Annotated in this window: 28 protein-coding genes; 16 read left to right on the forward strand and 12 right to left on the reverse strand. The window is 71.9% G+C overall.

Annotated features, from left to right (window positions below; all coding sequences use genetic code 11):
• The first annotated feature begins 327 nt into the window (after window positions 1-327).
• The 3 genes from A3G1_RS0127285 (at window position 328) to A3G1_RS0127295 (ending at window position 2,607) form a co-directional block, all read left to right on the forward strand.
• Window positions 328-1,197 carry a nitroreductase/quinone reductase family protein gene (locus A3G1_RS0127285; protein WP_018352682.1) on the forward strand — a complete coding sequence of 290 codons (870 nt, stop codon included), beginning with the start codon at window positions 328-330 and terminating at the stop codon, window positions 1,195-1,197.
• A gap of 90 nt (window positions 1,198-1,287) precedes the next feature.
• Entirely contained in the window at window positions 1,288-2,181 is an 894-nt protein-coding gene (locus A3G1_RS0127290) for a LysR family transcriptional regulator (protein ID WP_018352683.1), read from the forward strand.
• A gap of 42 nt (window positions 2,182-2,223) precedes the next feature.
• On the forward strand, window positions 2,224-2,607 hold the full coding sequence (locus A3G1_RS0127295; protein ID WP_026212572.1) for a VOC family protein: 384 nt from the start codon (window positions 2,224-2,226) through the stop codon (window positions 2,605-2,607).
• A gap of 3 nt (window positions 2,608-2,610) precedes the next feature.
• Here A3G1_RS0127295 and A3G1_RS0127300 read toward each other — a convergent pair whose 3' ends face one another.
• The 3 genes from A3G1_RS0127300 to A3G1_RS0127310 form a co-directional block, all read right to left on the reverse strand.
• On the reverse strand, window positions 2,611-3,453 hold the full coding sequence (locus tag A3G1_RS0127300) for an Rv0361 family membrane protein (RefSeq protein ID WP_018352685.1): 843 nt from the start codon (window positions 3,451-3,453) through the stop codon (window positions 2,611-2,613).
• Window positions 3,454-3,518: 65 nt separating this feature from the next.
• Window positions 3,519-4,316, reverse strand: coding sequence for a pentapeptide repeat-containing protein (locus tag A3G1_RS0127305; RefSeq protein WP_018352686.1), 798 nt, complete (start codon window positions 4,314-4,316; stop codon window positions 3,519-3,521).
• A 7-nt stretch (window positions 4,317-4,323) separates the two neighbouring features.
• Window positions 4,324-5,352, reverse strand: a complete 1,029-nt coding sequence (locus A3G1_RS0127310) for a DUF3626 domain-containing protein (RefSeq protein WP_018352687.1) — start codon at window positions 5,350-5,352, stop codon at window positions 4,324-4,326.
• 111 nt (window positions 5,353-5,463) lie between these two features.
• Here A3G1_RS0127310 and A3G1_RS0127315 point away from each other — a divergent pair, with 111 nt between their 5' ends.
• Genes A3G1_RS0127315 through A3G1_RS0127325 form a run of 3 tightly spaced genes read left to right on the forward strand, consistent with a single transcriptional unit; the run spans window position 5,464 to window position 7,401 of the window.
• On the forward strand, window positions 5,464-5,955 hold the full coding sequence (locus A3G1_RS0127315; protein WP_157641432.1) for a hypothetical protein: 492 nt from the start codon (window positions 5,464-5,466) through the stop codon (window positions 5,953-5,955).
• 36 nt (window positions 5,956-5,991) lie between these two features.
• Window positions 5,992-7,017: a non-homologous end-joining DNA ligase gene (gene ligD / locus A3G1_RS0127320; RefSeq protein WP_018352689.1), complete on the forward strand. Its 1,026-nt coding sequence runs from the start codon at window positions 5,992-5,994 to the stop codon at window positions 7,015-7,017.
• Window positions 7,018-7,062: 45 nt separating this feature from the next.
• Window positions 7,063-7,401 (forward strand): hypothetical protein, encoded by a 339-nt coding sequence (locus A3G1_RS0127325; RefSeq protein WP_026212573.1) that lies wholly within the window; start codon window positions 7,063-7,065, stop codon window positions 7,399-7,401.
• A 6-nt stretch (window positions 7,402-7,407) separates the two neighbouring features.
• Here A3G1_RS0127325 and A3G1_RS0127330 read toward each other — a convergent pair whose 3' ends face one another.
• Window positions 7,408-7,809 carry a RidA family protein gene (locus A3G1_RS0127330; RefSeq protein WP_018352691.1) on the reverse strand — a complete coding sequence of 134 codons (402 nt, stop codon included), beginning with the start codon at window positions 7,807-7,809 and terminating at the stop codon, window positions 7,408-7,410.
• A gap of 87 nt (window positions 7,810-7,896) precedes the next feature.
• On the opposite strand from A3G1_RS0127330, the gene A3G1_RS0127335 reads away from it, so the two are divergent.
• A complete protein-coding gene (locus tag A3G1_RS0127335; RefSeq protein WP_018352692.1) occupies window positions 7,897-8,862 on the forward strand; it encodes a helix-turn-helix transcriptional regulator in 966 nt (321 codons plus the stop codon).
• A 4-nt stretch (window positions 8,863-8,866) separates the two neighbouring features.
• On the opposite strand, the gene A3G1_RS0127340 is transcribed toward A3G1_RS0127335, so the two are convergent.
• Window positions 8,867-9,202 carry a hypothetical protein gene (locus A3G1_RS0127340; protein WP_018352693.1) on the reverse strand — a complete coding sequence of 112 codons (336 nt, stop codon included), beginning with the start codon at window positions 9,200-9,202 and terminating at the stop codon, window positions 8,867-8,869.
• Between the two features lie 256 nt (window positions 9,203-9,458).
• Between A3G1_RS0127340 and A3G1_RS0127345 the strand changes: the two genes are divergently transcribed.
• Window positions 9,459-10,205, forward strand: coding sequence for an SDR family NAD(P)-dependent oxidoreductase (locus A3G1_RS0127345; RefSeq protein WP_018352694.1), 747 nt, complete (start codon window positions 9,459-9,461; stop codon window positions 10,203-10,205).
• A 45-nt stretch (window positions 10,206-10,250) separates the two neighbouring features.
• On the opposite strand, the gene A3G1_RS0127350 is transcribed toward A3G1_RS0127345, so the two are convergent.
• Entirely contained in the window at window positions 10,251-11,045 is a 795-nt protein-coding gene (locus A3G1_RS0127350) for an isocitrate lyase/PEP mutase family protein (protein ID WP_018352695.1), read from the reverse strand.
• 129 nt (window positions 11,046-11,174) lie between these two features.
• Here A3G1_RS0127350 and A3G1_RS0127355 point away from each other — a divergent pair, with 129 nt between their 5' ends.
• Window positions 11,175-12,644 (forward strand): AlkA N-terminal domain-containing protein, encoded by a 1,470-nt coding sequence (locus A3G1_RS0127355; RefSeq protein ID WP_018352696.1) that lies wholly within the window; start codon window positions 11,175-11,177, stop codon window positions 12,642-12,644.
• Window positions 12,645-12,766: 122 nt separating this feature from the next.
• The gene (locus A3G1_RS0127360; RefSeq protein ID WP_018352697.1) at window positions 12,767-13,870 is read left to right on the forward strand and encodes a hypothetical protein; all 1,104 of its coding nucleotides are present in this window, start codon (window positions 12,767-12,769) and stop codon (window positions 13,868-13,870) included.
• Here A3G1_RS0127360 and A3G1_RS0127365 read toward each other — a convergent pair.
• Window positions 13,859-14,329 carry an Lrp/AsnC family transcriptional regulator gene (locus A3G1_RS0127365; protein ID WP_018352698.1) on the reverse strand — a complete coding sequence of 157 codons (471 nt, stop codon included), beginning with the start codon at window positions 14,327-14,329 and terminating at the stop codon, window positions 13,859-13,861. The genes A3G1_RS0127360 and A3G1_RS0127365 overlap by 12 nt on opposite strands.
• Window positions 14,330-14,377: 48 nt before the next feature.
• Between A3G1_RS0127365 and A3G1_RS37135 the strand changes: the two genes are divergently transcribed.
• Complete coding sequence (locus A3G1_RS37135) at window positions 14,378-15,184, forward strand: alpha/beta hydrolase (RefSeq protein ID WP_211216391.1); 807 nt, start codon at window positions 14,378-14,380, stop codon at window positions 15,182-15,184.
• Here the strand turns inward: A3G1_RS37135 and A3G1_RS0127375 are convergent.
• Genes A3G1_RS0127375 through A3G1_RS0127385 form a run of 3 tightly spaced genes read right to left on the reverse strand, consistent with a single transcriptional unit; the run spans window position 15,168 to window position 17,132 of the window.
• Window positions 15,168-15,686 (reverse strand): ATP/GTP-binding protein, encoded by a 519-nt coding sequence (locus A3G1_RS0127375; protein WP_018352700.1) that lies wholly within the window; start codon window positions 15,684-15,686, stop codon window positions 15,168-15,170. The two genes, A3G1_RS37135 and A3G1_RS0127375, sit on opposite strands and share 17 nt — an antisense overlap.
• Window positions 15,683-16,633, reverse strand: a complete 951-nt coding sequence (locus A3G1_RS0127380) for a TIGR01777 family oxidoreductase (protein WP_018352701.1) — start codon at window positions 16,631-16,633, stop codon at window positions 15,683-15,685. Before A3G1_RS0127380 ends, A3G1_RS0127375 begins: the two co-directional genes overlap by 4 nt.
• Before the next feature lie 58 nt (window positions 16,634-16,691).
• The gene (locus A3G1_RS0127385) at window positions 16,692-17,132 is read right to left on the reverse strand and encodes a MarR family winged helix-turn-helix transcriptional regulator (protein WP_018352702.1); all 441 of its coding nucleotides are present in this window, start codon (window positions 17,130-17,132) and stop codon (window positions 16,692-16,694) included.
• A 48-nt stretch (window positions 17,133-17,180) separates the two neighbouring features.
• Here A3G1_RS0127385 and A3G1_RS0127390 point away from each other — a divergent pair, with 48 nt between their 5' ends.
• Window positions 17,181-17,669, forward strand: a complete 489-nt coding sequence (locus A3G1_RS0127390) for a VOC family protein (RefSeq protein WP_026212575.1) — start codon at window positions 17,181-17,183, stop codon at window positions 17,667-17,669.
• Here A3G1_RS0127390 and A3G1_RS0127395 read toward each other — a convergent pair whose 3' ends face one another.
• Window positions 17,670-18,881, reverse strand: a complete 1,212-nt coding sequence (locus A3G1_RS0127395) for a transglutaminase-like domain-containing protein (protein ID WP_018352704.1) — start codon at window positions 18,879-18,881, stop codon at window positions 17,670-17,672.
• Window positions 18,882-18,899: 18 nt separating this feature from the next.
• Complete coding sequence (locus tag A3G1_RS0127400; RefSeq protein WP_018352705.1) at window positions 18,900-20,150, reverse strand: DUF2254 domain-containing protein; 1,251 nt, start codon at window positions 20,148-20,150, stop codon at window positions 18,900-18,902.
• A 67-nt stretch (window positions 20,151-20,217) separates the two neighbouring features.
• Here A3G1_RS0127400 and A3G1_RS0127405 point away from each other — a divergent pair, with 67 nt between their 5' ends.
• From A3G1_RS0127405 to A3G1_RS0127420, 4 genes are read left to right on the forward strand one after another with little or no spacing between them, the layout of a single operon-like run.
• Window positions 20,218-21,921 carry a S9 family peptidase gene (locus A3G1_RS0127405; protein WP_018352706.1) on the forward strand — a complete coding sequence of 568 codons (1,704 nt, stop codon included), beginning with the start codon at window positions 20,218-20,220 and terminating at the stop codon, window positions 21,919-21,921.
• A gap of 53 nt (window positions 21,922-21,974) precedes the next feature.
• The gene (locus A3G1_RS0127410) at window positions 21,975-22,721 is read left to right on the forward strand and encodes a hypothetical protein (protein ID WP_018352707.1); all 747 of its coding nucleotides are present in this window, start codon (window positions 21,975-21,977) and stop codon (window positions 22,719-22,721) included.
• Complete coding sequence (locus A3G1_RS0127415; RefSeq protein WP_018352708.1) at window positions 22,718-23,437, forward strand: response regulator transcription factor; 720 nt, start codon at window positions 22,718-22,720, stop codon at window positions 23,435-23,437. The genes A3G1_RS0127410 and A3G1_RS0127415 overlap by 4 nt, the downstream gene beginning before the upstream one ends.
• Complete coding sequence (locus A3G1_RS0127420; RefSeq protein ID WP_018352709.1) at window positions 23,434-24,294, forward strand: sensor histidine kinase; 861 nt, start codon at window positions 23,434-23,436, stop codon at window positions 24,292-24,294. The genes A3G1_RS0127415 and A3G1_RS0127420 overlap by 4 nt, the downstream gene beginning before the upstream one ends.
• The last annotated feature ends 43 nt before the right edge of the window (window positions 24,295-24,337 follow it).

Here is a 24,337-nt window from a genome sequence, read left to right on the forward strand (position 1 = left end):
GCTGCCCGGTTTGAATGGTCTGCGTGCCACGTGGCACCGGCCAGGAGATCTGGGCAGGCCGGCTGCTGGGTGTCACCTGCACAAGGGACGATGCCATGAACACGGACTCGTAAGCGCTGAAGCTGCCGCGCTAGATCTCGCACCGTCCGCCGTCCCTTGCGGTTCTTCCCTCTTGCCCCCTGAGCGCTTTGGTCACACGAGCGCTTTGGTCACATGACGTAACTCGGGGCTGGTCTTCTCCTGCAAGGTTCGCGGGCTCATCACACCCATTTTTTCCGCGTACCCGGTGTGCGCGCGACCGCGTTACCCCAACACCACAGGAGAACTATGTCTTTCAACCAGTCCGTCATCGAGGAGTTCCGGGCCAACGGCGGCCGGGTCGGCGGGATGTTCGAGGGCGGCGACCTGCTGCTGCTCACCACGACCGGCGCCAGGTCGGGGCGGGAGCACACCGTGCCGCTCGGCTACGTCCGCCACGACGGCGGGGCACTTCTCGTGATCGGCTCGGCCGGCGGCTCCGACCAGCATCCGGCCTGGTACCACAACGTCCTCGCGCACCCGATGGTCAGCGTCGAGGTGGGCACCGAGCAGTTCGGCGCCGTCGCCGTACCGGCGGAGGGTGCCAGGCGGGACGAGCTGTTCGCCTACGTCGTCGAGCGCGTCCCGGGCTACGGTGACTACCAGGCCGGCACGAGCCGTACGCTGCCCGTCGTCGTCCTCGAACGCTCCGAGCCCGACGAACCGGTCCCGGTCGCGAACCTGGCCGACAAGCTCATCGAGGTGCACACCTGGCTCCGGTCGCAGCTCAAGCACGTCAGGTCGGAGGCCGGCGCCTACTTCGCCGGCCGGGTACCAGGGGCGGCGCCGGGGCTCGGTCTCCAGCTGCGGCAGCACTGCCTGGCGTTCTGCCAGTCGCTGGAGTTCCACCACACCAGCGAGGACGCGCACATGATGCCGGCGCTGGCCGCGTCGCACCCGCATCTCGCCCCGGCCATCGACCGGCTGCGCGAGGAACACAAAACCGTAGCGCGGCTCCAGTCGTCCCTGGCGGCCCTGCTGGGCACGATCGCCGAGGCCAGCCCGGCCGCCTTCCTCTCCGAACTGGACGAGCTGGCCACCGAGCTGACCCTCCACCTTGACTACGAAGAGGAGCAGCTGCTGCCGGTCCTGGCGGAGATCCCGTTCCCGCCGAGGTGACCGGGGAGACTGGTGTGGTGCCGGGGATACCGGCACCACACCAAGATCGTTTAGACTCGCCCTCCGGTACAGGCGGCACGGGGGCGGGGCATGGAACTGCGCGACATCGAGATCTTCCTGACGCTCGCCGAGGAACTCCACTTCGGACGGACAGCGCAGCGGCTCTTCATCTCGCAGGCCCGGGTCAGCCAGGCCATCAAGAAGCAGGAACGCACGATCGGCGCACCACTGTTCGAGCGGACCAGCCGCGTCGTGCACCTCACAGCCGTCGGCCAGCAGCTCCGCGACGACCTGCGCCCGCTGTTCGCCGGGCTGCGCGACAGCATCGACCGGGCCAGCCTCGTGGCGCGCGGTACGAAGCCGCTGCTGCGGATCGGCACGATCGCCGGGTTCTTCGCCGAGATGCGGCCGTACTTCGACACGTACCGTCGGCGCCATCCCGGCTGGGACTTCGTGATCCGGCCCACCCCGTTCCTCGAGCCGTTCGAGCCGCTGCGCCGGGGAGACATCGACCTCATGATCTGCTGGCTGCCGGTCGAGGAGCCGGACCTGACCACCGGCCCCGTGCTGCGTACCGAGAGCCGGATGCTCATGGTCAGCCCGCAGCACAGGCTGGCCGGCGAGAGCTCGGTGTCCATCGAGGTACTCGGTGACCAGCCGGTGCTGAGCGCCGCCCGGCCACTGCCCGACTACTGGGAGAACGCCTACATGCCGTTCTTCACACCCAGCGGCCGGCCCATCGAGCGGGGTACGCCGATATCCACGCTGGACGAGATCCACGCGATCATCTCCACCACCGACGCGATCCACCAGATCTTCGCGCACGCGACCGTGTACAACACGCGGCCGGACATCGTGCACGTGCCGATCGTGGGCGGCAGCCCCGGCCGGTGGGGCCTCGTGTGGCGGTCGGAGTCGGAGAACGACCAGATCCGCGCCTTCGCGGCCGTCGTCAGGGAACTGGGGGAGATCCCTCCGCTGTGAACCGGCTACGGCCCGGCCATGGGCCCGGTAGCGTCAGCGGTCATGGAGATCTCCGCGGTCACCCACATCCTGGTGGTCGCCGACCCGGCGGCCTCGAAGGACTTCTGGGCCGGGCTGCTCGGCGGGCGGCTCTACCGGGAGTACGGCTCCAGTGTGGTCATCGACTTCCACGGGAGCTGGCTGTTGCTGGTGTCCGGCGGTGAGCCGACGCCGGACAAGCCGGACGTGACCTTCGCGGGGCCGGGTGACCCCGGCCGGGTCAGCCACGCGATGACATTGCGGGTCGCCGGCTGCCAGGCGGCCTACGACGAGCTGACCGCCCGGGGCGCGCGGTTCCTCACGCCGCCCTACGACTGGGGCGGGGAGGTGCGCTGCTTCCTGCGCGACCCGGACGGGCACCTGGTCGAGCTGAGTGAGGCGAGATGAAGCTCAGCCGATCGACAGGCAGACCTTCCAGTCGCCGTCTTCCCTGATCAGCGGGATGTCGTCCGCGGGCTGCCTGTACTCAACCCTGGGGTGGTCCACCTTCACCCACACGGTGGCGGTGTCGCCGTTCTCCTCGACCCGGGTGACGACGAACTTCAGCTTCTTGAGCTCCGCGCGCTTGCGGGCCCGCTCGCCGGCCGTGTCGTCGTCGTCAAGGTCCACCAGCTTCGCCGCCGCCTTCTGGAGGCTGGACAGGATCTTGTCGCGCTCCTTCTGGGTGTCCTGGTCGGAGCGGCACATCCGGCTCGTCGCGCCCTCGTAGTCCCCCTCGGCGACGGCCTCCAGGAACTCGGTGGCTGTCTCGTCCGGCCCGTCCTTGCCGACGAGGAACACCCCGGCCATCGCCCCGACCAGCAGGTAGAACACGATGCCGCCCGCGATGGCCGCCAGCCCGCCGCTGCCGACGCTCGCGTGGAACGAGCGGAACGCCGCCTGTCCCTTCTGGACCGGGGACGGCACGGGCGCGGGAAGAGCCGGCGGCACCGGCACCGCACCGGAACCCGGCTCCGGCATGTACACCGGCGGCGCGGGGGACAGGACAGTGCTGAGGTTGAACGCGAAGCCCGGGTCCTCACGCAGCAGGCTGGCGAGCACGGCGGTGACGGTCTCGCGCGCCTCCAGATCCCCGGGGGCCAGCTCCCACGCGGTCAGGGCCGCGTCGCCGGTCTCGGAGGAGTGGAGCCTGGCTGCGGCCATCAGGTACACCGGGTCCTCCCCGGCGCTACCTGCGGCCAGGCTGGCGGCGATGGAACTGACGGCTGCGACGGCGAGGGAGTCGATATCCACTTGTGTGTCCCCGGTATCCATTGTGGTCGGCCGGGACACTGTACTGCGCCGGTGCCAGCGCCCGCCTACCGCCAGTGGGCCGGCCGCTGGAGCACGCCGGGCAGCCTGGTCGCCGCGTCGCCCCGGGCGGCGTTGACCTGGGCCTGCGTGAGGAACAGGCAGCCGGACAGGTCGGTACCGGACACGTCGGCGTCGCGCAGGTCCGCGCCGATCAGGTCGGCGTCGGTGAGGTCGGCCCCGCGCAGGTCGGCGCCGATCAGGTACGCGCCGCGCAGGTTGGCCCCGCGCAGTTTCGCCCCGCGCAGCCGGGCGCCGATCAGGTCGGCGTTGCGCTGCTCGCGGCCCCGGTGCTTGGCGCGGGTGAGCTTGCTGGCTTCGAGGAGGAGTTCGCTGACCTGCTGGCGGAGGGCCGCGACGTCGAGGGCCTGCAGGGTGCCTGCGTCCTCGCGCGTGTGCTGTTCGATCGTGGCCTGGGCGGCGCGCAGTGCGGGGTGCAGGGGGCGGGCGGGACGGAGGGTGACGGCCTCCGCCAGGTACCACAGAAGCTCGTGGAGCTGGCGCATCACCGGGAGCATGGCGAACATCTGCGGGGCTGTGCCCGGAGCCTCGCGCCAGGACCGGCCGCCGAAGGTGACCTGGGAGACCTGCTGCCCAGCGCCGAAGCAGTCATAGGTCGTGCAGCCCTGGAAGCCCTTGGCCCGCAGCTTGCCGTGGATGCCGCAGCCGAAGGACTCACCCAGGTTGGGGCAGGGGTCACCGGCCGCCTTGGTGATCGCGAAGTCGGCCGACGCGGTGAACGCGAGGGCGACGCAGCACAGGCCGAAGCAGTTCGAGCAGTCTGACTGGAGTGACTGTGGGTGCATGATCGCTCTACTCTGCCACAGGCTCGCCGGCCGCCCGTCCGGACCATACGAGGACATGCCAGAGCTGTTTGACGTACTGGAGGCATTCGTCCTCGGTGCCCCACCGTGCCCAGTTCTGCGAGTCGCGGTGCAGGCCTGCGGCTGCCCGTCCGAGAACGGACGCGGTGAGCTCCTCACCCTCCGCGCAGATCCAGGCGGCCAGGCGGGGCATGACCGGCCCCCTGAAGTCCGCGCCGACCTCATCCGCCGCGAGCACGAAACCGGCGTGCCACTCCACCGGCACCCCGATGGAGGCCAGCTGCTCCCCGGCCGCCGTTCCCCGGAACGACGGGTCCAGCACCAGCGCTTCCGCGTCCCTGACCAGGTCGATCTCGCCGTGGACCTGCGCTTCGACGTAGTCGTCCAGCGCCCGGCCGTTCGGGCGGGCAGGCTGGGCGGCCAGGTCCAGCAGGTGCGCCACCGGATCAACCCCGGAAACCCCCAGGGTGTACCCGCTGGCGGCAGCCCCGGCGACCAGCCCGCCCAGCACCCCCTCGAACGCGGCCAGCGTGCCCGTGAACTCGGGCCCGAGGTGGCTGTCCCCGTAACAGAACGTGGCCCGGTGCGAGACCTCCGGCCGGAGCCGGACGTGACACGATCCGAAACGGGGCGCGGCACCGTCGGCGTGGCGCATCAGGTTCAGCGCCCCGTACTTGGGCCGGTCGCCGGGCAGCACACCCGGCCCGTGGTAGGCGCCGCCGAACAGCGCCAGCTCCCAGCTGTCGCGCAGCCCGCCAGCGAACGCCGTGCGGCTGCCGCTGGACAGCCCCGTCTCGTACTGCCCCCGGTACTTGCCGCAGGCCGCCATCGACTCGGCGACCGTCCGCCCACTGGGGAGGACGCGGTCGGGATGGAAGTTGAGCGTGATCCGGCCGTGCGCGGCGACGGCGGCCACCAGCCCGGCCGCGTGCGGTACCGCGACGGGCGGCGGCGCAGCACCCCGCCGGACATGGTCGATCGCGGCCAGCTGGGCTGGCGTGAGGCGCACGGTGTCCACGCGGCGAGTATCTGGAGCCGTTCGCGGCGCCGCAAGCCGGATCCAGGCGTCTCCCATCGTGGGAACCTCGATCCCACCCCTGTAGACGGTCACCGTATGTAGTCTGCGCTCATGGATACGCTGATGATCGCGGCGCTCGCCGCCGCGCTGGCCGCCCCGGCCCCAGTGGCCATCCCGGCGATGGAAGGCGCGCCTGTGGCGCAGACAGCCCGGGTGGACCGGGTCAGGGTCGCCCAGTGGCCCGGCTTCCTGCCGGCCTGCTTCGCCCTCCGAGGCAAGGTTACTGTGAGTTATGACGGCGCCCGTTACTCGCTGATCGACACGGCGGCCATGCCGCGCTGGGTGTGCCTGGACAACGGGCCGGAGCTGCACGGCGATCCGGTCGAGGTCCGCACGGTGTGGACGGGCAACCCGAGCCTCGACCCGCCGATGACCGTCGAGGTCGACCTGGCCGCAGACCTGCCGTCGGGGGTGCGGCGGCTGGCCGCCGGGTCGCTGGAGTTCCACAAGTACCCGATCGCCTCCGACGACTGCATGACGATGGGCCGGACACTGAAGGACGTGGCGACGATCGAGGTCAACGTCCAGTTCTGCGGGAACTGACCCGGTGCCGGCCCCGCCGGGCGTACCGTACGGATCATGGGCGAGGCCGTGGAACTGGAAGTCGCCGGGCACGCTGTCCGGGTGTCCAGCCCGGACAAGGTCATGTTCCCCGAGCGCGGATTCACCAAACTGGACGTCGTCCGCTACTACGAGGCGGCGGGTGAGGCCATCCTGCGTGCCCTGCACCACCGGCCGACCACGCTCCAGCGGTTCCCCGACGGGGTGGGCGGCGAGATGTTCTTCCAGAAGCGGATCCCGCAGCGGGGCGTGCCGCCGTGGATCGAGACCGTCGAGATCAAGTTCCCCAGTGGACGGACGGCCGACGAGTTGTGCCCGCCCGACCTCGCCCACGTGATCTGGGCGGCGCAGATGGGCACGGTCGTGTTCCACCCGTGGCCGGTACGCCGCGAGGACGTGGACCGGCCCGACGAGCTGCGCATCGACCTGGACCCGCAGCCCGGTACCGGCTTCGCCGACGCCGTGGTCGTGGCCGGCACCGTCCGCGAGATCCTCGACGAGCTGGGCTGGACCGGCTGGCCGAAGACGTCCGGCGGCCGTGGCGTGCACGTCTACGTGCGGATCGAGCCACGGTGGACGTTCACCGAGGTACGCCGGTGCGCCATCGCCATCGCCCGTGAGGTCGCCCGCCGCCGCCCCGACCTCGTCACCACCGCGTGGTGGAAGGAGGAACGCGGTGAGCACGTCTTCGTCGACTACAACCAGACAGCCAGGGACCGCACGATCGCCTGCGCGTACTCGCTGCGCGCCAACCCCCGCGCCACCGTCTCCACGCCGGTCACCTGGGACGAGCTGTCCCAGGTGGAGCCCGACGACTTCGACCTCGCGACCGTGCCGCCCCGGCTCGCGGCGACCGGCGACCCGCACGCCGCGATCGACGACTCCCCGGCTGACCTGAGCCCGGTACTGGAGTGGGCCGAACGCGACGAGCACGCCGGGCACGGCGACATGCCCTACCCGCCCGACTATCCGAAGATGCCCGGCGAGCCGAAACGCGTCCAGCCGAGCCGCGACAAGGACCGGCCACGCGACGCCGACACCTGATCGCGGCAGCGTTACCCGGCCGGCCAGACGACGTACAGTTTTGCCATGCCCAGCAGCCGTGAACTCGTGCAGGAATGGATCGCAGCGCTGACCATCCTCGGGGACAGCAGCCTGACGCCGAGGGAGCGGACCGACCTCGTCGCCCAGGTCATCCCGCCGCCCACACTGGAGGTGCGGATCTCCACGCCGCTGCCCAGCGAGGACATGACCGCCATCCAGGACGCCTTCTCGCAGGCCGGCTGGCTGCACAGCCGCAAGACCGGCGTGCACCTGCTCGTGGAGAACCAGCTGATCGCCTGGTTGTCGGGGGAGACCGGCGAGACGCGGGAGCAGATCCTCCAGCGCCTCGCCCTCACCCTCGACGCCCAGCTCGGCGACGACTGACCGGGCTCACGCCACGGCTGTGCCCTCCAGCTCGACCAGCAGGCCGGGGATCGCCAGCCGGGTCACGCCGAGCATCGTGGTGGGCGGGGTGGCCCCGGCGGCGGCCAGCCGTCCCGCCAGTACGCCATAGTGCTCGAAGAGGACGTCCACGTCGGTCGTGTAGACGGTGAGCCGGACGAGGTCCGTGAGGGACATGCCGGCCTCGGCGAGCACGGCTTCCAGGTTCGCGAGGCTCAGGGCCAGCTGCGCCGCCATGTCACCGGGGTGCTCGGGCTTGCCGTCGGCGCTCATGGCGGCCTGCCCGGCGCAGTACAGGGTCCTGCTGTGCCCGGAGACGACCTCGCCCTGGTTGTAACCCAGCTGCGCCGACCACGGCCACGGGTTGACCGCTGCTCGTTCGACTGTCATGTCAGCTCCGTTCGTAGGAAACGTATGCTGACCAGCCTCGCAGCTAATCACGACATCCTCTGTCATGTATCGCGGTAAAGTTCTGCGATGCGTGCTGACCGGTTGATCTCGCTCGTGCTCCTGCTGCGGCAGCGGGGCCGGCTGTCGGCAGCGACCCTGGCCAGCGAGCTGGAGGTGTCCACCCGCACGGTGCTGCGCGACATCGAGGCGCTGTCGTCGGCGGGCGTGCCGGTCTACGCCGAGCGGGGCAGGCACGGCGGGTTCGAGCTGCTGCCCGGGTTCCATACCGAGCTCACCGGGCTGAATCACGACGAGGCCCTGGCGCTGCTGGTGGCCGGGCCGGGGCGCGGGGAGCAGGCGCTCGGGCTCGGCCCGGTGCTCGCCTCCGCGATCCGCAAGGTGGCCGACGCGCTGCCCGAGGGCCACCGGCTCACCGCGAGCGACGCGGCGCAGCGGCTTCTCGTCGAGCCGGAGACTGACCTGCTCGCACGCCGGGCGATGACCGAGGAGGTGCCGGGCGCGACGATGGCCGAGGTCAGGCGGGCGGTGCTGGCCGGTAACAAGCTGCGTATCCACTACTCGGCCACCGGCCAGGACCCGCAGTGGCGCACCGTGGACCCGATCGGACTGGTCACGGTGCGCGGCCGGGGTTACCTGCTGGCCACGCGATCCGGCGCGGACCGTACCTACCGGCTGTCGCGCGTCCTGGCCGCCGAGGAACTTCCCGAACCCGCCGAGCGGCCGGACCAGGTCGACCTGGACCGGATCTGGCGGGAGCGCTCCGCGCAGTTCCTGGGCGACGGCCATATTTCCGTGCCGGTACGGGTGAACCCGGCCCGCCGCGAGGAGCTCGTGTACACCGCGATCGCTGTCCGCGCCGAAGAACCCGATGCCGGCGGCTGGCTCCGAGCGGAGGTCACATACCAGGACTCAACACACGCGGAGTGGGCACTGTGGCGGCTCGGTACCGATGCGGAAGCACTGGCCCCGGCATCGCTGCGCGCCGCACTGCGCCAGCGGGCAGCCGCGTTCGCCGCCCGCTACGAAGACTGATCGGTCACGGCCATTCCAGCAGCTCGAAGCGCGTGTCGAGGTCGCCCAGGCTGATGGCCAGCGTCTCGCCGTCGTCGAACGTGCAGCAGGCCATCCGCCCGAGGATCTTGTGCGCCTGCACGGCGTCGATGCGCATCGTGCGGGGCGTGCCGCGCAGCAGCCGCCAGGTCTGGCCGGGTGCGGCGAGGACGTAGGGCGAGCGCCGGTCGTACGCCTCGGCGGCCAGCGCCCTGGCGGCGGCGTGTGGCAGCAGGTCCTGCCGGCGCAGCCGCCTGCCGTGCGCCTCGACGAGCCGCCTGCGGCGCAGCGGCCCGATGAGCGCGTCGATCCGGTCTGTCATCTCGTCAACCTCCTCCCGCTGGGGGCCAGGGGATGTTCATCCAGCGTGAGGGCAGGTCACGGGGTCCGTCCAAGGCCGAACGGCTCTTTTCCCGGTACCCGGACGGCCGGCTCCGCGTCACGAAAAGGTCGCGGCGGGCCTGGCGGGAATCGGCCGCCGAGGGCCGGGTTCACACGTCTGTTTGCCGCCAGACCGGCGCGCTCCGCCCAGCCAGGATCGAACTAGTTGATCAAGCAGGCAACGAGGGAGCAGCGCAATGTCCAAGGTGTACATCGTCACGGGTGGTACTTCCGGCATGGGCCGGGCTGTCGCCGGGAGGCTCGCGGCGGACGGAGCCGCCGTCGTGATCGCGGCTCGTGGCAAGGAACGCGGCGAGGCGGTCGCCGGGGAGATCCGCGCGGCTGGCGGCCGGGCACTGTTCACGGCGGCCGACCTCACCAGGGAGGAGGACAACGCGATGGTGGTCAGGGCGGCGCTGGACGAGTACGGCCGGCTCGACGGCGCGTTCAACAACGCCGGCGGGGTGTGTGCCTTCGGCCCGGTACAGGAGATCAGCGACGGGAACTGGCGGGCCGACCTGGAGCTGAACCTGTCCTCCGTGTTCTACGCGATGAAGCACCAGGTACCGGCGCTGCTGGCGTCCGGCGGCGGCTCGATCGTGAACAACGCCTCGAACCTCGGCGCGGTCGGCATGCCGGGTGTCGCGCCCTACGTGGCGGCCAAGCACGGCGTGGCCGGGCTGACCCGCTCGGTGGCCCTGGAGAACGCGGCCAGCGGCATCCGGGTCAACGCCCTGCTGACCGGCGGTGTGGACACCCCGCTGTTCCGGGCCACGATGGGCGCGACGGAGGAGGGGGCCGCCCAGATCGCCGCGCTGCACCCGGTGGGCCGGATCGCGGAGCCGGCCGAGATCGCGGCCTTCACCGCGTTCCTGCTCAGCGACGAGGCGAAGTTCATCACGGGTGCGTGCCTGGCCATCGACGGCGGCTTCACGGCACGCTGACCCCGGGGGCCGGGACGGCTTCGGCGTCCCGGCCCTGCGCGGGTACTACAGCAGGTCGTTGATCTCGCCGAAGGTGAGGGCCTCGCCGAGGGAGGTGTAGGTGCCCTGGCCGAGCATCTCGCGGGCCGTGCGCTGGGCGACGGCGTAGGCGGCCTCGGCGACGGCCGAGCCGAGGCTGATCCGGGCCACGCCGAGCTTGCCGAGGGTGGCCACGTCGGGAGCGCCCGGGCCAGCCAGCACGTTCAGCGGGACCGTGACCGCCTCCGCCAGCGCCGTGATCGTCTCGGTGTCGACGACGCCCGGGACGAAGATCCCGTCGGCACCAGCCGCGGTGAATGCTGTGGCTCGCTCGATGGTCTCGGCGAGCCGGTTCTCCGGTTCGCCGAAGCCGAGGAGGAAGTTGTCGATCCGCGCGTTGATGAACAGCTCGTCTCCGGCCGCTGCCCTGGCCGCCGCCAGCCGCTCGCACTGCTCGGCGATCGGCAGCTGCTGGTAGGCGATGGTGTCCTCGATGTTGACGCCGGCGGCCCCGGCCTCGATCACGGCGCGGATGGTGCCGGCGACGCCTGCCGGGTTGTCCGCGTATCCGGCCTCGATGTCGGCGGTCACCGGCACGCTCACCGCCGCCGCGATCCGGGCGATCAGGTCGATGGCCCGGTCACGGCTCAGGTTGCCGCCGTCGCGGGTACCGAGGCTCCACGACACCCCGGCGCTGGTGGTGGCCACGGCGGCCGCCCCGGCGTCCTCGACGATGCGGGCGCTGGCGACGTCCCAGGCGTTGGGGAGGGCGAGCGGGGAGCCGGTGTGGTGGAGGGAACGGAAGAGCTGCGCGTTGGTCATAACTGGGAAGTCTGGCCGGCATGTCCGGATCCCGCTGGCGAGAATACGACGTGGACGTGGAGGGGTCGCGGGAATACGACGTCGCATTCCCGCTGGACCACACCCGGGTGCTGCGGGGATGCTGACCCGATGCATGAGGACAGGCAGCGGTGCGTGCGCGCCGTGCACTCGCGGGACGCCCGCTTCGACGGCTGGTTCTTCACGGCGGTCCTGACCACCAGGATCTACTGCCGGCCGAGCTGCCCGGTGCCGCCGCCGAAGGTCGAGAACATGGTTTTCTACCCGAGCGCCGCGGCGGCTCAGCAGGCCGGCTACCGGGCGTGCAAGCGCTGCCGCCCCGACGCCAGCCCGGGCTCTCCGCGCTGGAACGAGCGCGCCGACCTCGTGGCCAGGGCCATGCGCCTGATCTCCGACGGGGTGGTCGACCGGGAGGGTGTGCCGGGGCTGGCAGCCCGGCTCGGGTACAGCATCCGGCAGGTCGAGCGGCAGCTCGGCGCGGAACTCGGGGCCGGCCCGCTCGCCCTGGCCCGTGCCCAGCGGGCGCAGACGGCCCGGCTGCTGATCGAGACGACGGCGCTGCCGATGGGGGAGGTGGCGTTCGCGGCGGGGTTCGGGAGCATCCGCACGTTCAACGAGACGGTGAAAGAGGTGTTCGCGCTGTCCCCGACGGAGCTGCGCGACCGGCTCGCGAAGGGCAGGCCCCCGGCGACGTCCGGCACGATCTCGCTGCGGCTGCCGTACCGGGCTCCGCTGTGCCCCGGCAACCTGTTCGGTCACCTGGCGGCCACGGCGGTGCCGGGCGTGGAGGAGTGGCGCGACGGCGCGTACCGGCGGACGCTCCGGCTGCCCCACGGCCACGGCTTCGCGACGCTGCGGCCCGCCGCCGGGTACGTGGCGTGTGATCTGGCGCTGACCGACCTGCGGGACCTGTCGAACGCGATCAGCCGGTGCCGGTGGCTGCTCGACCTGGACGCCGACCCGGCGGCCGTCGACGCGCTGCTCGCCGAGGACCCGGCCCTGGCTCCGCTGGTGGCCGCCGATCCGGGCCGCCGGGTACCGCGCACGACCGACCCGGCCGAGTTCGCCGTGCGCGCGGTCCTCGGCCAGCAGGTCTCGACGGCCGCCGCGCGTACCCACGCCGCCCGCCTCGTCCTCGCGCACGGCGAGCCGGTGTCCGACCCGGCAGGCGGGCTGACGCACCTGTTCCCGACGCCGGAACAGCTGACCACTGTGGACCCGGCGACGCTCGCGATGCCCGCCACCCGCCGGCGTACCCTCACGACGCTGATCGGCGCTCTCGCGGACGGCACAGTGGACCTGGGGATCGGCGGAGACTGGCAGCGTGCCCGGGCTCACCTGGCGGCGCTGCCGGGTATCGGGCCGTGGACGGTGGAGACGATCGCGATGCGCGCGCTCGGGGACCCGGACGCCTTCGTGGCCACTGATCTCGGCATCAGGCTCGCAGCCGCCGGGCTTGGCCTGCCGGAGAGCCCGGGGGCGCTGATCCGCAGGTCGGAGCGCTGGCGGCCGTGGCGAGCCTACGCCGTGCAGTACCTGTGGGCCACGGGTGACCACGCGATCAACCGGATGCCGGCGTAAGGGGCGGACGGGAACTGCGAGGATGGCGCACAACGTGCCATCCTCGCGTCATGTCAGCGACAGTCGTGAATATGTCGAGCCTCTAGCGTGACGGGATCCCTCATCCACAGTGGAGACCGCCCATGCACGCATATCTCCGCAGGCTGCTGGCATCCGCCGCAGCCCTCGCGCTGACCTTGACAGCCCTGCTCACCGCCAGCATGCCGGCCCAGGCGGCCGTGCCCGACGTGTGGGCCTTCGCCTACAACGACACCCTCGCCCCGGCTCCCGGCAGCACCATGAACACCGCCTACCAGTGGGGCACGTTCAAGACGGCGTGCCCGCTGTCCTGGGCGACGATCACGATGGTCACGCCGGGCAAGTACGCGGTGGTCCTGCCCTGCTCGTCGGGGGCCGACAGCCGTGGCGTCGTCCACGTCACCGCCGTCAACGACAACGGCAGGTACTGCGAGATCGAGAACTGGGCCGACAGCGGCACCTCGAAAGTCGTGACCGTGCTGTGCTTCAAGGGCCCGTCGCCCGATCCGTCGAAGTTCACGGTGTCCTACATGCGCAGCTCCGGCCCGGCCGGGGCCGGCGCGCACGCCTACGTCCACTCGGACTTCGCGGGCTCCATCATCGACGCCTACAACTCAGCTTCCGGAGCCGTGACGGTCACGCACATCGGGACCGGCCGGTACGAGGCGAGGTTCGCCGGGCTCAGCGGCGGGCTGGCGACCTACAACGGTGACTGGCAGGCCACCGCGCAGCACGTGAACGACCTGCCCCGCCGGTGCAAGATAGACAACTGGTTCTACAGCGGGCCCGACTACTCGGTGCTCGTCTCGTGCACCAACCCGAACGGTGCCCTCACCGACACGTGGTGGACGCTGTCGTACCACCACAAGCGGGCTGTGACGGGTGTGCTGCCCGGGTCGAACCGGTTCGCGTACGAGACCACGCTGGCCGGGGCTCCGGCGGGCAGCAACTACAACCCGATCGCCCCGCCGAACACGTTCGTGGCCGTGCCGCCCGGCAAGTACACGATGATGTATCCGGGGGTCTGGGGTGGCCGCACCCACATGCAGGTCACGGCCCTGGCCGGCACCTACGGCCACTGGTGCAACCTGGAGAGCGTGTGGACGCCGTTCGCCCCGTCGGGTGTGCAGGCCAAGGTGATCTGTTTCAGCAACGTGGGCACGCTCGCCGACAACATGGCCTTCACGACCTACACGTCAAACGCCTGACGTGCCGTCCGGTGGGCTCGGGGCACCCGGGTCCACCGGCCGCTCGAAGAACGTCTCCAGCACGACGGTGGCGCTGGTGCCGGTCACGCCGTCGATCTCGTAGATCCGGCGCAGGACTCCCTGCAGGGCTTCCGTGCTGCCCGTCCGCACCTTGACCAGCACCGAGGCCGATCCGGCGATCACGTGCGCCTCCTGGATCTCCGGCAGGGCCGCGAACGCGGCGGCCGAGTCGCCCATCCACGAGCTCGCCTCGACCATCACGTAGGCCAGGACCCCGCGTCCGAGCGCCGCCGGGTCGGCGTCCACTGTGGTCCGCCGGATCACGCCCCGCTCGCGGAGCTTGCGCACCCGGTCGTGCGCGGCGCCAGCCGACAACCCGACGGCCTGCCCGAGCGCCGCGTATGCCCGGGTGGCGTCCTGCTGCAACAGCGCGACCAGCGCGCGATCGATGTCGTCCATGCTGTGCCCGAGTCTACGGCCAGGGCGTGGTGCCGTAACCTCGCCGGGGTGGATGATCTTGCTGAGATCCGCGAGGCGGGAAGGCTGCGGGCCGCTGCCCGGACTCCGGGCCCTGCCATGAAGACCGAACACCATCGTGTACCCGCACCAGCGCGCCTCTACCAGCCACAGTCCCCGGCCTGCGTCGTGTACCTGCACGGCGGCGGCTGGACGATCGGCAGCGTGGACACCCACGACGCGGCGTGCCGGCGGCTCGCGGCGGGTACCGGGCTGGCCGTCCTGTCCGTGGACTACCGGCTGGCGCCCGAGCACCCGTACCCGGCGGCTTTCGACGACGCGCTCGGGGCGGCCGAGTGGGCGCTCGGCAGGTACCCGTCGGTGTCGGTGGCGGGGGACAGCGCCGGCGGCACCCTCGCGGCCCTCGTCGCGCTCCGGCTGCGGGGCCGGCTCGCCGGGCAGTTCCTGTGCTATCCGAACACCGATCTCACCCTGAGCCAGCCGAGCATCGCGCTCACCGGCTGCGACCTGAGCGCTGCGGACCTGGAGTGGTTCGCCGGCAACTGGGTACCGGATCCGGCCCTGCGGTCCTCGCCGGAGGTCAGCCCGCTGTTCGCGGCGGACCTGGCCGGGCTGCCACCGTCCCTTGTGGTCACCGCCGAGCACGACCCGCTCCGCGACGAGGGCGAGCTGTACGCCGCCCGCCTCGCCAGCGCCGGTGTCCGCACGATCGCGCGCCGCGAACCCGGCCTACAGCACGGCTACCTGACGACCGACGCGCCCGAGTGCTTCGCGGCGGCCGGGCGCTTCCACGCCGACGTCCGGGCGCTGCTCGGGCTGACTACACCTGGCTCGTGATCAGCGCCAGCCGCCCGGCCACCGGGCCGGGCGGGATCTCGGCCAGCTCGTAGCCGAGCGCCTCGTACACCTCCTGGTGGATCCGCTCGAACCTCAGCGCCTCAGGGAGGGTGATCCGGCGTACGGCTGTGCGCTCGACGTGGCCGAGGGTGCGGACGAAGAAGACGCGGCGCTCGTAGACCTCCTCGCGCTGGATGCGGTCTAGCTCGGCCTCCAGGGCCGCTGACGGCGGGCGGCCGGCGTAGACGCTCAGTGCGTACGTGCACACGGGCGACCGGTCGAAGAACTGCACGCTCCCGGCGGCGCCGGCCTGCCGTTCCCGCTGGCAGGCCACGATCTCGTCGATCAGGTCCGGCCCGTCCAGCTTCTCGCCCCGCCGCCGGCTGGCCGCGATGACGTCGGTGGCCGCCTCGGCGACGACCGTGTACCCGAGCCCGGCCAGCCCGCCGAGGATCGTCGTCTTGCCAGCTCCCGGCGTGCCGGTGAGGACGAACCGCTTCACTTCTTCCCCCTTGCTCGTACCTGCCCCGCCAGGTCCCGGGCCGCATCCGCCCACTCCGTGAACTCGAACGAGAACCCGGCGCCGAGCAGCAGGCCCGGTACGACGCGGCGGCTCTTGAGCAGCAGCTCCGTGTCGGTCCGCAGTGCGAACGCCCCGATCTCGGCCATCATCCGGGTCGCGGGCAGCCCGGCCGGCACGCCCCACGCGCCGCGCAGCGCCCGCATGAACTCGCGCTGCGGCAGCGGGCCGGGGGAGGCCAGGTTGACCGGGCCGGTGATGTCCTCCCGCCCGAGCAGGAACAGTACCGCCGCCACGAAGTCGCGCTCGTGGATCCACGACACGTACTGCCGCCCGCCGGCGACCGGCCCGCCGAGCCCGAGCCGCACCATCCACAGCAGGTAGTCGAAGACGCCGGCCCGATCGGCGCTCATCACCATCGCTGAGCGCAGGGCGACCTTCCGGGTACCGGGTACCGGGGCGAGTTCCTGCTCGCGTTCCCAGGCCTTGGCGATGTCGATGCTGTAGCCCCAGTAGCCGGGCACGCCGGGTTCCGTGCCGCCGATGACGCCGGTGGCCTCGTCGTTGGCGGTGTCGTACCGGTGCGCGTAGATCGTCGCGGTGCTCATCTGGAGCCACACCCGGGGTGGCCGGCTGGCGGCGGCGATGGCCTGCCCGACGGCGCGCGTGGAGTCCACCCGGGAGTCCATCATCTCCTGGAGGTTCTCCTTGGTGTACCGGCAGCTCACGCTCCGGCCGGCCAGGTTGATCACGGCGTCGCAGCCGTCGAGCTCCGCGGCCCACGGCCCCAGGGTCGCGCCGTCCCATGCCACCTCACGCGGGCCCCGTGGCCGCCTCGTGAGGATGGTGACCTCGTGACCGGCCCCGGTGAGGGCGCGGCCGAGGAGCCGGCCGACCTGGCCGGTACCGCCCGGAATCACGATCTTCATCTTCGCCCCCGCACCTTGAACACGTTCAGTTGAACGCGTTCAAGATAGCGGATCGCCCTCACATCCGCGACTGGAGCTTGCGGGCCAGGGTGCCGAGGGTGGCCAGCTCCGCGGGGGTGAGGACGTCGACGACCATGCGGCGGACGCTCTCGACGTGCGCGGGAGCCGCCGCCTTGATCGCGGCCAGGCCTTCCGGGGTGAGGACGGCGTACACGCCGCGCGCGTCGCCGGAGCACTCCTCGCGGCGGGCCAGCCCCCGCCCGGACATCCGGCGGATCTGGTGCGACAGCCGGCTCTTCGACCACGACAGCGCCGTGCCGAGGTCCTGCATCCGCAGCCGGTGCTCCGGGGCCTCGGAGAGCACGACGAGGACGACGTAGTCCGGGTACGACAGGCCGGAGGGCGCGAGGTCGCGGGCCAGGCCGGCCTCCAGCATCTCGGCCAGGGTGATGAAGGAGCGCCAGTCGCGGAGCTGGTCCGGGCTGAGCCAGGTGGTCATGGTCCCCATCCTAGTGGCATAGTTGATGCGTCAACCAAGGGAGTGACCATGACTGTGCGCAGGCTCAACCACGCTGTGCTCTATGTCCGTGATGCTGAGGTATCGTCCGAGTTCTACCGGGAGACCCTCGGCTTCGAGGTCTCGGCGGCGCATCCCGGAGCGGTCTTCCTCAAGGCGGCCGGCAGCGCCAACGACCACGATCTCGGGCTCTTCAGCGTCGGCCCGGACGCCGGCGCGCCCCGCAGGGGCCAGACCGGCCTGTACCACCTGGCCTGGGAGGTCGGCACGCTCGGCGAGCTGCTGTCCGTCGCGGAGCGGCTGTCGGAGCGCGGGGCGATCGTCGGGGCCTCCGACCACATCGTCGCCACCTCGATCTACGCCAAGGACCCCGACGGCATCGAGTTCGAGGTGATGTGGCGGGTGCCGGCCGGGGACTGGGACCGCGAGGCCCGCAGCCGCCAGCTCGACCTCGACGCCGCGCTGGCCCGCTGGGGAGCCGACCTCGCCACGGGGGCCGCGGCCGGCTCACCCACCTGATCAGGCCGTCGCGTACCGGAGGGTGTGCGCGGTGAGGGACCCGTACGGTGTCACGACCGCGAGCCGTACCTCGTGCTCGCCGGGCGGCGGGAGCGGCAGCACGAACTCGGAGCCCGCCTCGGCGCCGTCCACGGTGAACCCGGCCGCGAACGGGTGCGCGGCCCGCATCGTGATCGCGACCCGCCCGTCCCGGTCCGCCGTGCCGATGGCCAGCTCCGAGAGGTCCGGGTAGGACAGTGCCCGGTCGGTCACCAGCTCACGGACCGACATCGGCATGCCCTGGAAGACGGGCACGAAGTGCCCAGGGGTACCCCAGCTGGTGCCGTTGGAGCCGGTCTGGAAGTAGGACCACCACAGGGCGGCGTCCTTCTCGGTGGTCTCCTCCGCCAGGTACGTGAACGGCGGGCGGGTCTCCAGGTCGAGCAGCTCGGGCAGGCCCAGCGGCGTGCCGTCCTCCGTGTGCCAGTAGAGGCCGTTCTGGCCGTCGAGGACGACCCACTTGCCGAGGTCGTCGATCCAGGCCTCGGAGACGACGTGGCCACGGCCCAGCCCGGCGTGGTAGCCGTGCTGCCGGAGCGCCACCCGGCGGGCCGGGATGCCGGAGGCGTTGAGGGCCTGGCTCAGCACGGTCGAGTACTCGACGCAGGCGAACCGGGCTCCCTCGTCGACGCGTTCCAGGATCTTCACGGCGTCGTCGGAGGGCTCGTGCTCGTTGGTGTGCTTCCAGCACGTCGTGACCCAGTGCAGCAGCCGCACCGCCGTCTCCCAGGCGCTGGCCTCCGGCGCGGGAAGCCGCTCACGGAGCATCGCCTCGCGTTCCTCCGGGAGCCGGAAGAGGGCGAGCGGCGCGGCCGGGGTGATGGCTGGCCAGCTCAGCAGGGTCACGGGGGACGGGCGCAGGTTCGCGGCCATCGCGGCGAGCAGTGCCGGCCACTCCGGGTCACTGCCGAACGCGTCGGCCATGTCCGTGCCGAACAGCTCCGGCTGCGCGAAGCCACCGCTGACCGCCTCGTCGAGGAAGGCCCGTGCCCGGCCGTCTCCCTGCTTGCTGGCCGCCAGCGCGCACATCGGCGCCCAGATCCCGGGCCAGAACTCCGTGTCGAGGCGCAGCTCCGCCTCCATCTCCAGCAGCCCGGCCATGTTCTCGGCGTTGGACGCGTCCTGGCCACGGGTGCGGATGTCCACCAGCTGGTCGTTCCCCAAGTTCCCCATGACGGGCAACCGTAGCGCTCAGCCGAGGCCCTGTCTGTCCGGTGTCAGCGCGATCGCCTGCTCCCGGCTGTCCGGTACGAGGCGGCGGACAGCCCCGGTCAGCATCTCGCGCTGGGCCCGCACCTCCGGCAGCAGCTCCTCGGGGAGCACAGCCGCCAGGTCGTCGAGCCCGGCGAGGAGCCGGCGGCTGATCTGCGGGGAGCCGGCCCCGTACAGCCGGATCTCGGTGAAGGCCAGCCGGAGCAGGTCGGCGAAGCCCGGTACCTCGATGACGACGCGGGCCACGCCCTTGCGGTCGTGGTGCACGCCTGCGGCCGCCGGGCGGGCACCGATGTCGACCATCAGGTCCACGAGCCGGTCGATGGCCTGGACGGCAGTGGTCGGGTCGTTGACGGCGGGGGAGAGCGCGCGGATCGCGATGTCGACGAGCAGGCGCAGCGAGTACGAGGGGTCGTCGGCCACGGTGCGCTCGCGGCCCCAGTGGAGTGCCTCGTAGGCCGCCCACGGGCGGGCCGGTCCGTAGACGAGGAAGAGGGGTGCGCCCCGGGCGACGAAGTCGCCGATTCTGGGTACAAGATGAAGCACTGTGCCGGAGCGGGCAGCCACCCGCACCAGCCGGCGGTGCTGGACCGCTGTGAGGACCGACGCTTCGGTGGCCGCGAGCACGAAGTCGGGCTGGCCGCGTTCCGGCAGTGGCTCGCCGGCCGCGACCGGGTACCACTCGTTGAGCACCGCCCGTGCCTCGCTCGCCACCGCCTCGATCACGTAGGTGGCCCGCATGAGCCGCAGGACGGTGTTCACGTAGAACACGAACAGGACCAGGCTGCCGAACAGCAGGACCCACGTCATGAGCAGCGAGGTCAGCGGCACGAACGAGTTGCCTTCGGCGTCCTTGTACTCCCCGATCGTGCCGAGCACCGTCAGCGAGTAGACGAAGGTGGCCAGGAAGACGCCCAGCGTGACCTTCGTGATGGTCAGCCGGGCGAAGATCCGCAGCACGCGCGGCGACATCTGGCTCGCCGCGAGCTGCAACCCGACGAGCGACATGGAGAACACGACGCCGACGAAGCTCAGCATCGCGGCCGTGACGGCGCTGGTGACGGCCCGGTTCGACTCGTCGCTGAGCGGCGTGCCGTCCACGAGCGACGGTGGCAGGGCCAGCTCGTAGTCCAGCCAGTCGGTCAGGCTCGGCAACGCGACGCCGACCAGCAGCAGGAACAGCGGCAGCGGCCAGAATGCCCCTCTGACCTGCTCACGCCAGTGCCGCATGCCTCCCATCGTGCCCGCCACGCCGGGCGGGGATGCGCAGAATGGCGGGATCTGCGAGTCTGGGCGGATGCAGGACTGGACACAGCGTTTCCGGGTGCCGTCGTTCTCCTTCCCGCAGCAGGCCCGCGACCTGCCCCACCGGGCCGTCTACACGTCGACGGTCACCGGAGCGATCCAGGTGTACGCCTGGGACAGGCTCAGCGGCACCCACCGCCAGGTCACCCGCCACGACCAGGGCACAGTGCTGTGCGCGGTCAGCCCGGACGGCGCGTACGTGTGGTGGTTCTCCGACCCGGACGGCGACGAGCGCGGCGTGTGGCTGCGCGAGCCCTTCGGCGGGGGCGCTCAGGAGCGCATGTCGGAGCCCGCGTGGCCCGCCGGGCTCGCCATCGGCCGCACGCTGGCGGTCGCCGGCTGCTCGACCGGGGAAGGCGTGACGATCCACGCGGGACAATCCATCGTGTACTCGGCGAAGACCGACGCGAGCGTCGCGGCCCTCTCCGACGACGAGTCCCTGATCGCGATCGAGCACTCGGAATACTCCGACGCCCGCCGGCGTGCCGTCCGCGTCCTGCGCCCCGACGGCAGCGTGGCCGGTGAACTGTGGGACGGGCCGGGACTGGGCCTGCGCGTCTCCGGTACCGGCTTCGAGCCCGGTGGCCATCGGCTCCTGCTCAGCCACGACCGCGACGGCCGGCCGGAACCGCTCATCTGGGACCCGCTGACCGGCGCGGAGACCCCGGTGACGCTCGGGCTGGCCGGTGAGGTGACCGCCAAGTGGTACCCGGACGCCTCCGCGCTGCTCGTCCTCCACGCCTACCACGCCCGCCACGAGCTGTACCGCTACGACCTCGGCACCAGTACCCTCACCCGGCTGGACAGCCCGCCCGGCTACGTCCTCGGCGCAGCGGCCCAGCGCGACGGCGGGGTGGAACTCAAGTGGACCTCCGCCGAGCACGCCCCGACGATCCGCCGCCTCGACGGCACGGTCCTGCTCGGCGTCGAGGCGCCGCCCTCCGTACCCCTCGAGGACGCCTGGGTCGGCGACGTCCACGCCCTGATCGCCCGGCCGGCAGGCGAAGGCCCCCACCCGGCCGTCTTCTACCTGCACGGCGGGCCCGACGCCCAGGACGTGGACATGTACTCGCCGATGCGCGCGGCTTTCGTCGACGCCGGGTACTGCGTCATCCACGTCAACTACCGGGGCTCCCACGGGTACGGGCTCGCGTGGCGTGACGCGCTGGTCGGCAATCCGGGCCACCCGGAGCTGGAGGACACGGCTGCCGTGTACGACTGGGCGGTGGCCCAGGGCATCGCCGACCCGGCCCGGTGCGTGATCGGCGGGGCGTCGTGGGGCGGGTACCTGACGCTGCTCGGCCTCGGTACCCAGCCGGAACGCTGGGCCGCCGGCCTGGCCCTCGTGCCGATCGGCGACACCGTCGCGCTCTACGAGGACGAGATGGAGCCGGTGCGCGAGTACGACCGGGCACTGTTCGGGGGCTCGCCGGACGAGATCCCCGAGGTGTACGCCCGCTCGTCCCCGATGACCTACGTGGACAACGTGGCAGCCCCGGTGCTGATCACGGCCGGGCTCAACGACCCGCGCTGCCCGATCCGCAACGTGGAGAACTACGTGAACCGCCTGGCGGCCCTCGGCAAGCCGCACGAGGTGTACCGGTTCGACGCCGGCCACTCCAGCTTCGTCGTCGCCGAGCGGATCGCCCAGGCCAGGCTCCAGCTCGACTTCCTGGCCCGCCACGTACCGGCGTGACCACGGGGCCTGGGGATGTGCGGGACGTGCCCGCCTCGGGCTAGGGTCACGCGGTGACCGCACGAGACACCCCGGCCCCGCCCCTCCAGCCGCGCCCGGCGTGGACCAGCCTCGTCGCTGACGGGCTGGGCCATCACTGGTGGCGGCTGCTGCTGGTCGTCCTGGCCGGCGACGTGCTGTCAGCCCTCGCGTACATCCCGCTCGCGCTCTACCTGCGCAACCCGGCGGAGGGCATCGCCGCGACGGTGACCGCCCTCGCCGGCACGGCACTGGCCAGCGCGTGGACCTGGTCGGCCACGCTCGCCATCCTTGAAGGTGCCGGGTTCCCGGCGGCGCTGCGCCCGCGCCCCGGCCGGATGGTGCGGCTCGCCGGGTGGTTTCTGGTGATGAAGCTGGCCGGGTTCGTCACGCTGCTCAAGTTCGTCGACATCGACCTCTACCTGCGGTTCCTGATGTCTGGCTGGGCTGTGGTGCTCGGCCCGCTCCAGTGGCTCCTGGCGATCGTGACCGCGATGCTGCCCATGGCCGTACTGCTGGAAGGCAAGGGCATCCGGCGGTCCTGGCAGCTGCTCTGGCGCCTGCCGACCGCCGGGTACGTGCTGCTCGTGGTGGGCCTCGGGGCCCTGGCGACGATGGCGATCAGCGGGTTCGGCGGCCGCTCGCTGTTCGACGCGCCTGTGACCGGGGTGGTCATGGCCGTGCCCGGGGCGCTGATCACCGTGGTGACCTCGACCGCGCTGTACTGCGCGTACTGGCTCTCACCGGCCCGCCAGCCCGCCGACGGCACCACGCGGGGATGACCGGGCCAGCACCCGTCGTCCTGCTCGCCGACGACGACCAGGCCATCACCGGGCAGCTCGCCCCGCTGCTGGAACGCTCCGGGTTCACCGTCCTGGTCGCGGCCGACGGCGAGGCCGCGCTCGGCATCGCGCAGGACAGCCATCCCGACCTGATCGTGCTGGACGTGCTGATGCCCAGGCTCGACGGCCGCGAGGTCCTGCGCCGCCTGCGCCGCGCGGGCGTGGCCAGCCCCGTCCTGCTGCTCACCCAGGTCGGCGGCTCGACCGAGCGGGCGATGGCCCTGGAGGAGGGCGCCGACGACTACCTCAACAAGCCGTTCGACCCGTACGAGCTGATCGCGCGGCTGCGGGCCGTGCTGCGCCGCTCCCGGCGTGGCCTGCCGGCCCTCGGCGCCGCCGGGCAGCTCCGCGCCGGGCAGCTGCGCCTGGACCGGGTGGCCAGGCGGGCCTGGCTGGGAGAACGGGAACTGCGGCTCACCCCGAAAGCCGCACTGCTGCTCGACTACCTGGTCACCCATCCCGACGAGCTGCTGTCCCGCGAGCGGCTCCTGGAAGTGGTGTGGGGCTGGGACGCGATGAGCGGTACCCGTGCCGTCGACAACCGGATCGCCGAGCTGCGCCGGGCACTGGCCTGCGACCCCGGCGCCCCGCAGTGGATCGAGACGATCCCCGGCCAGGGGTACCGCTTCCTGCCGGCCGTCGTGGTGGTCCCGTGAGGCGGCGGGCGCTGGCGGCCGGCGTCGTGCTGGGTACCGGGCTGCTCGCGACCCTGCTCGCCGCCGTGCTGGCCGGCGACCTGCGCGTCGTCTTCCGGGTCTCGCCGGCCTTCCTCGCCGGGCTCGTGACCCTCGGTCTCGCCGGCGCGTACGCCGCCCGGCTGGCGGTCAGGCGCTCGCTGGCCCGCGCCAGAGCCGAGGCAGCCGAGGCCGCGCGGCACGAGCACCGGCTGTTCCTGCGCCGCCTCGACCACGAGCTCAAGAACCCGCTCACCGCGATCCGCGCGGGCCTGGCCAACCTCGGCGGGGGCGAGGCGGCCCGTGCCGTCGACGCCCAGGCGATGCGGCTGTCCCGCCTCGTCGGTGACCTGCGCAAGCTCGCGGACATCTCCGAGGCGCCCGCCGAGCGGGTACCGGTGGACGTCGCGACCCTCCTCCGCGACGCCGCGGCGTACTGCGAGGACAAGGGCGCCGCCTCGGTCACCGTCACCGTGCCGGAGGTGCCGTGGCCGCTGCCGCCGGTACCGGGTGACCCGGACCTGCTGGACCTCGCGATCTGCAACCTCGCAGACAACGCCGTCAAGTACAGCGCGCCGGACGGGCAGATCGCCCTGCGCGCCTCCGAACAGGACCAGCACATCGTCATCGAGGTCGCCGACACCGGCCGGGGCATCCCCGCAGCCGAGACCGGCCTCGTCTGGGAGGAACTGGCCCGGGGCAGCACCGCACTCGACGTGCCGGGCAGCGGGCTGGGCCTCGCATTGGTGCGGGCGGTCGCCGCCCGGCACGGCGGTACGTATGACCTGCGCAGCCGGCCCGGCGAGGGTACCGTCGCGCGGCTGCGGCTGCCTGTCTGAGGCGTGTCGCGAACCTGGTACATCGCTGCGATAGCCGTGCCAC

The sequence above is a fragment of the Longispora albida DSM 44784 genome, assembly GCF_000379825.1.
Taxonomy (GTDB): Bacteria; Actinomycetota; Actinomycetes; order Mycobacteriales; family Micromonosporaceae; genus Longispora; species Longispora albida.

Excerpts from the sequence above, each read along its gene's own strand:
- A3G1_RS0127305 (WP_018352686.1), bottom strand. The coding sequence starts at position 4,316 with ATGCACCCACAGTCACTCCAGTCAGACTGCTCGAACTGCTTCGGCCTG.
- A3G1_RS0127345 (WP_018352694.1), top strand. The coding sequence starts at position 9,459 with ATGTCCAAGGTGTACATCGTCACGGGTGGTACTTCCGGCATGGGCCGG.
- A3G1_RS0127395 (WP_018352704.1), bottom strand. The coding sequence starts at position 18,881 with ATGGGGAACTTGGGGAACGACCAGCTGGTGGACATCCGCACCCGTGGC.
- A3G1_RS0127340 (WP_018352693.1), bottom strand. The coding sequence starts at position 9,202 with ATGACAGACCGGATCGACGCGCTCATCGGGCCGCTGCGCCGCAGGCGG.
- A3G1_RS0127355 (WP_018352696.1), top strand. The coding sequence starts at position 11,175 with ATGCATGAGGACAGGCAGCGGTGCGTGCGCGCCGTGCACTCGCGGGAC.
- A3G1_RS0127405 (WP_018352706.1), top strand. The coding sequence starts at position 20,218 with ATGCAGGACTGGACACAGCGTTTCCGGGTGCCGTCGTTCTCCTTCCCG.
- A3G1_RS0127415 (WP_018352708.1), top strand. The coding sequence starts at position 22,718 with ATGACCGGGCCAGCACCCGTCGTCCTGCTCGCCGACGACGACCAGGCC.
- A3G1_RS0127350 (WP_018352695.1), bottom strand. The coding sequence starts at position 11,045 with ATGACCAACGCGCAGCTCTTCCGTTCCCTCCACCACACCGGCTCCCCG.
- A3G1_RS0127380 (WP_018352701.1), bottom strand. The coding sequence starts at position 16,633 with ATGAAGATCGTGATTCCGGGCGGTACCGGCCAGGTCGGCCGGCTCCTC.
- A3G1_RS0127325 (WP_026212573.1), top strand. The coding sequence starts at position 7,063 with ATGCCCAGCAGCCGTGAACTCGTGCAGGAATGGATCGCAGCGCTGACC.
- A3G1_RS0127390 (WP_026212575.1), top strand. The coding sequence starts at position 17,181 with ATGACTGTGCGCAGGCTCAACCACGCTGTGCTCTATGTCCGTGATGCT.
- A3G1_RS0127400 (WP_018352705.1), bottom strand. The coding sequence starts at position 20,150 with ATGCGGCACTGGCGTGAGCAGGTCAGAGGGGCATTCTGGCCGCTGCCG.
- A3G1_RS0127365 (WP_018352698.1), bottom strand. The coding sequence starts at position 14,329 with ATGGACGACATCGATCGCGCGCTGGTCGCGCTGTTGCAGCAGGACGCC.
- A3G1_RS0127335 (WP_018352692.1), top strand. The coding sequence starts at position 7,897 with ATGCGTGCTGACCGGTTGATCTCGCTCGTGCTCCTGCTGCGGCAGCGG.
- A3G1_RS0127315 (WP_157641432.1), top strand. The coding sequence starts at position 5,464 with ATGGATACGCTGATGATCGCGGCGCTCGCCGCCGCGCTGGCCGCCCCG.
- A3G1_RS0127285 (WP_018352682.1), top strand. The coding sequence starts at position 328 with ATGTCTTTCAACCAGTCCGTCATCGAGGAGTTCCGGGCCAACGGCGGC.
- A3G1_RS0127290 (WP_018352683.1), top strand. The coding sequence starts at position 1,288 with ATGGAACTGCGCGACATCGAGATCTTCCTGACGCTCGCCGAGGAACTC.
- A3G1_RS0127385 (WP_018352702.1), bottom strand. The coding sequence starts at position 17,132 with ATGACCACCTGGCTCAGCCCGGACCAGCTCCGCGACTGGCGCTCCTTC.
- A3G1_RS0127330 (WP_018352691.1), bottom strand. The coding sequence starts at position 7,809 with ATGACAGTCGAACGAGCAGCGGTCAACCCGTGGCCGTGGTCGGCGCAG.
- A3G1_RS0127360 (WP_018352697.1), top strand. The coding sequence starts at position 12,767 with ATGCACGCATATCTCCGCAGGCTGCTGGCATCCGCCGCAGCCCTCGCG.
- A3G1_RS0127295 (WP_026212572.1), top strand. The coding sequence starts at position 2,224 with ATGGAGATCTCCGCGGTCACCCACATCCTGGTGGTCGCCGACCCGGCG.
- ligD (WP_018352689.1), top strand. The coding sequence starts at position 5,992 with ATGGGCGAGGCCGTGGAACTGGAAGTCGCCGGGCACGCTGTCCGGGTG.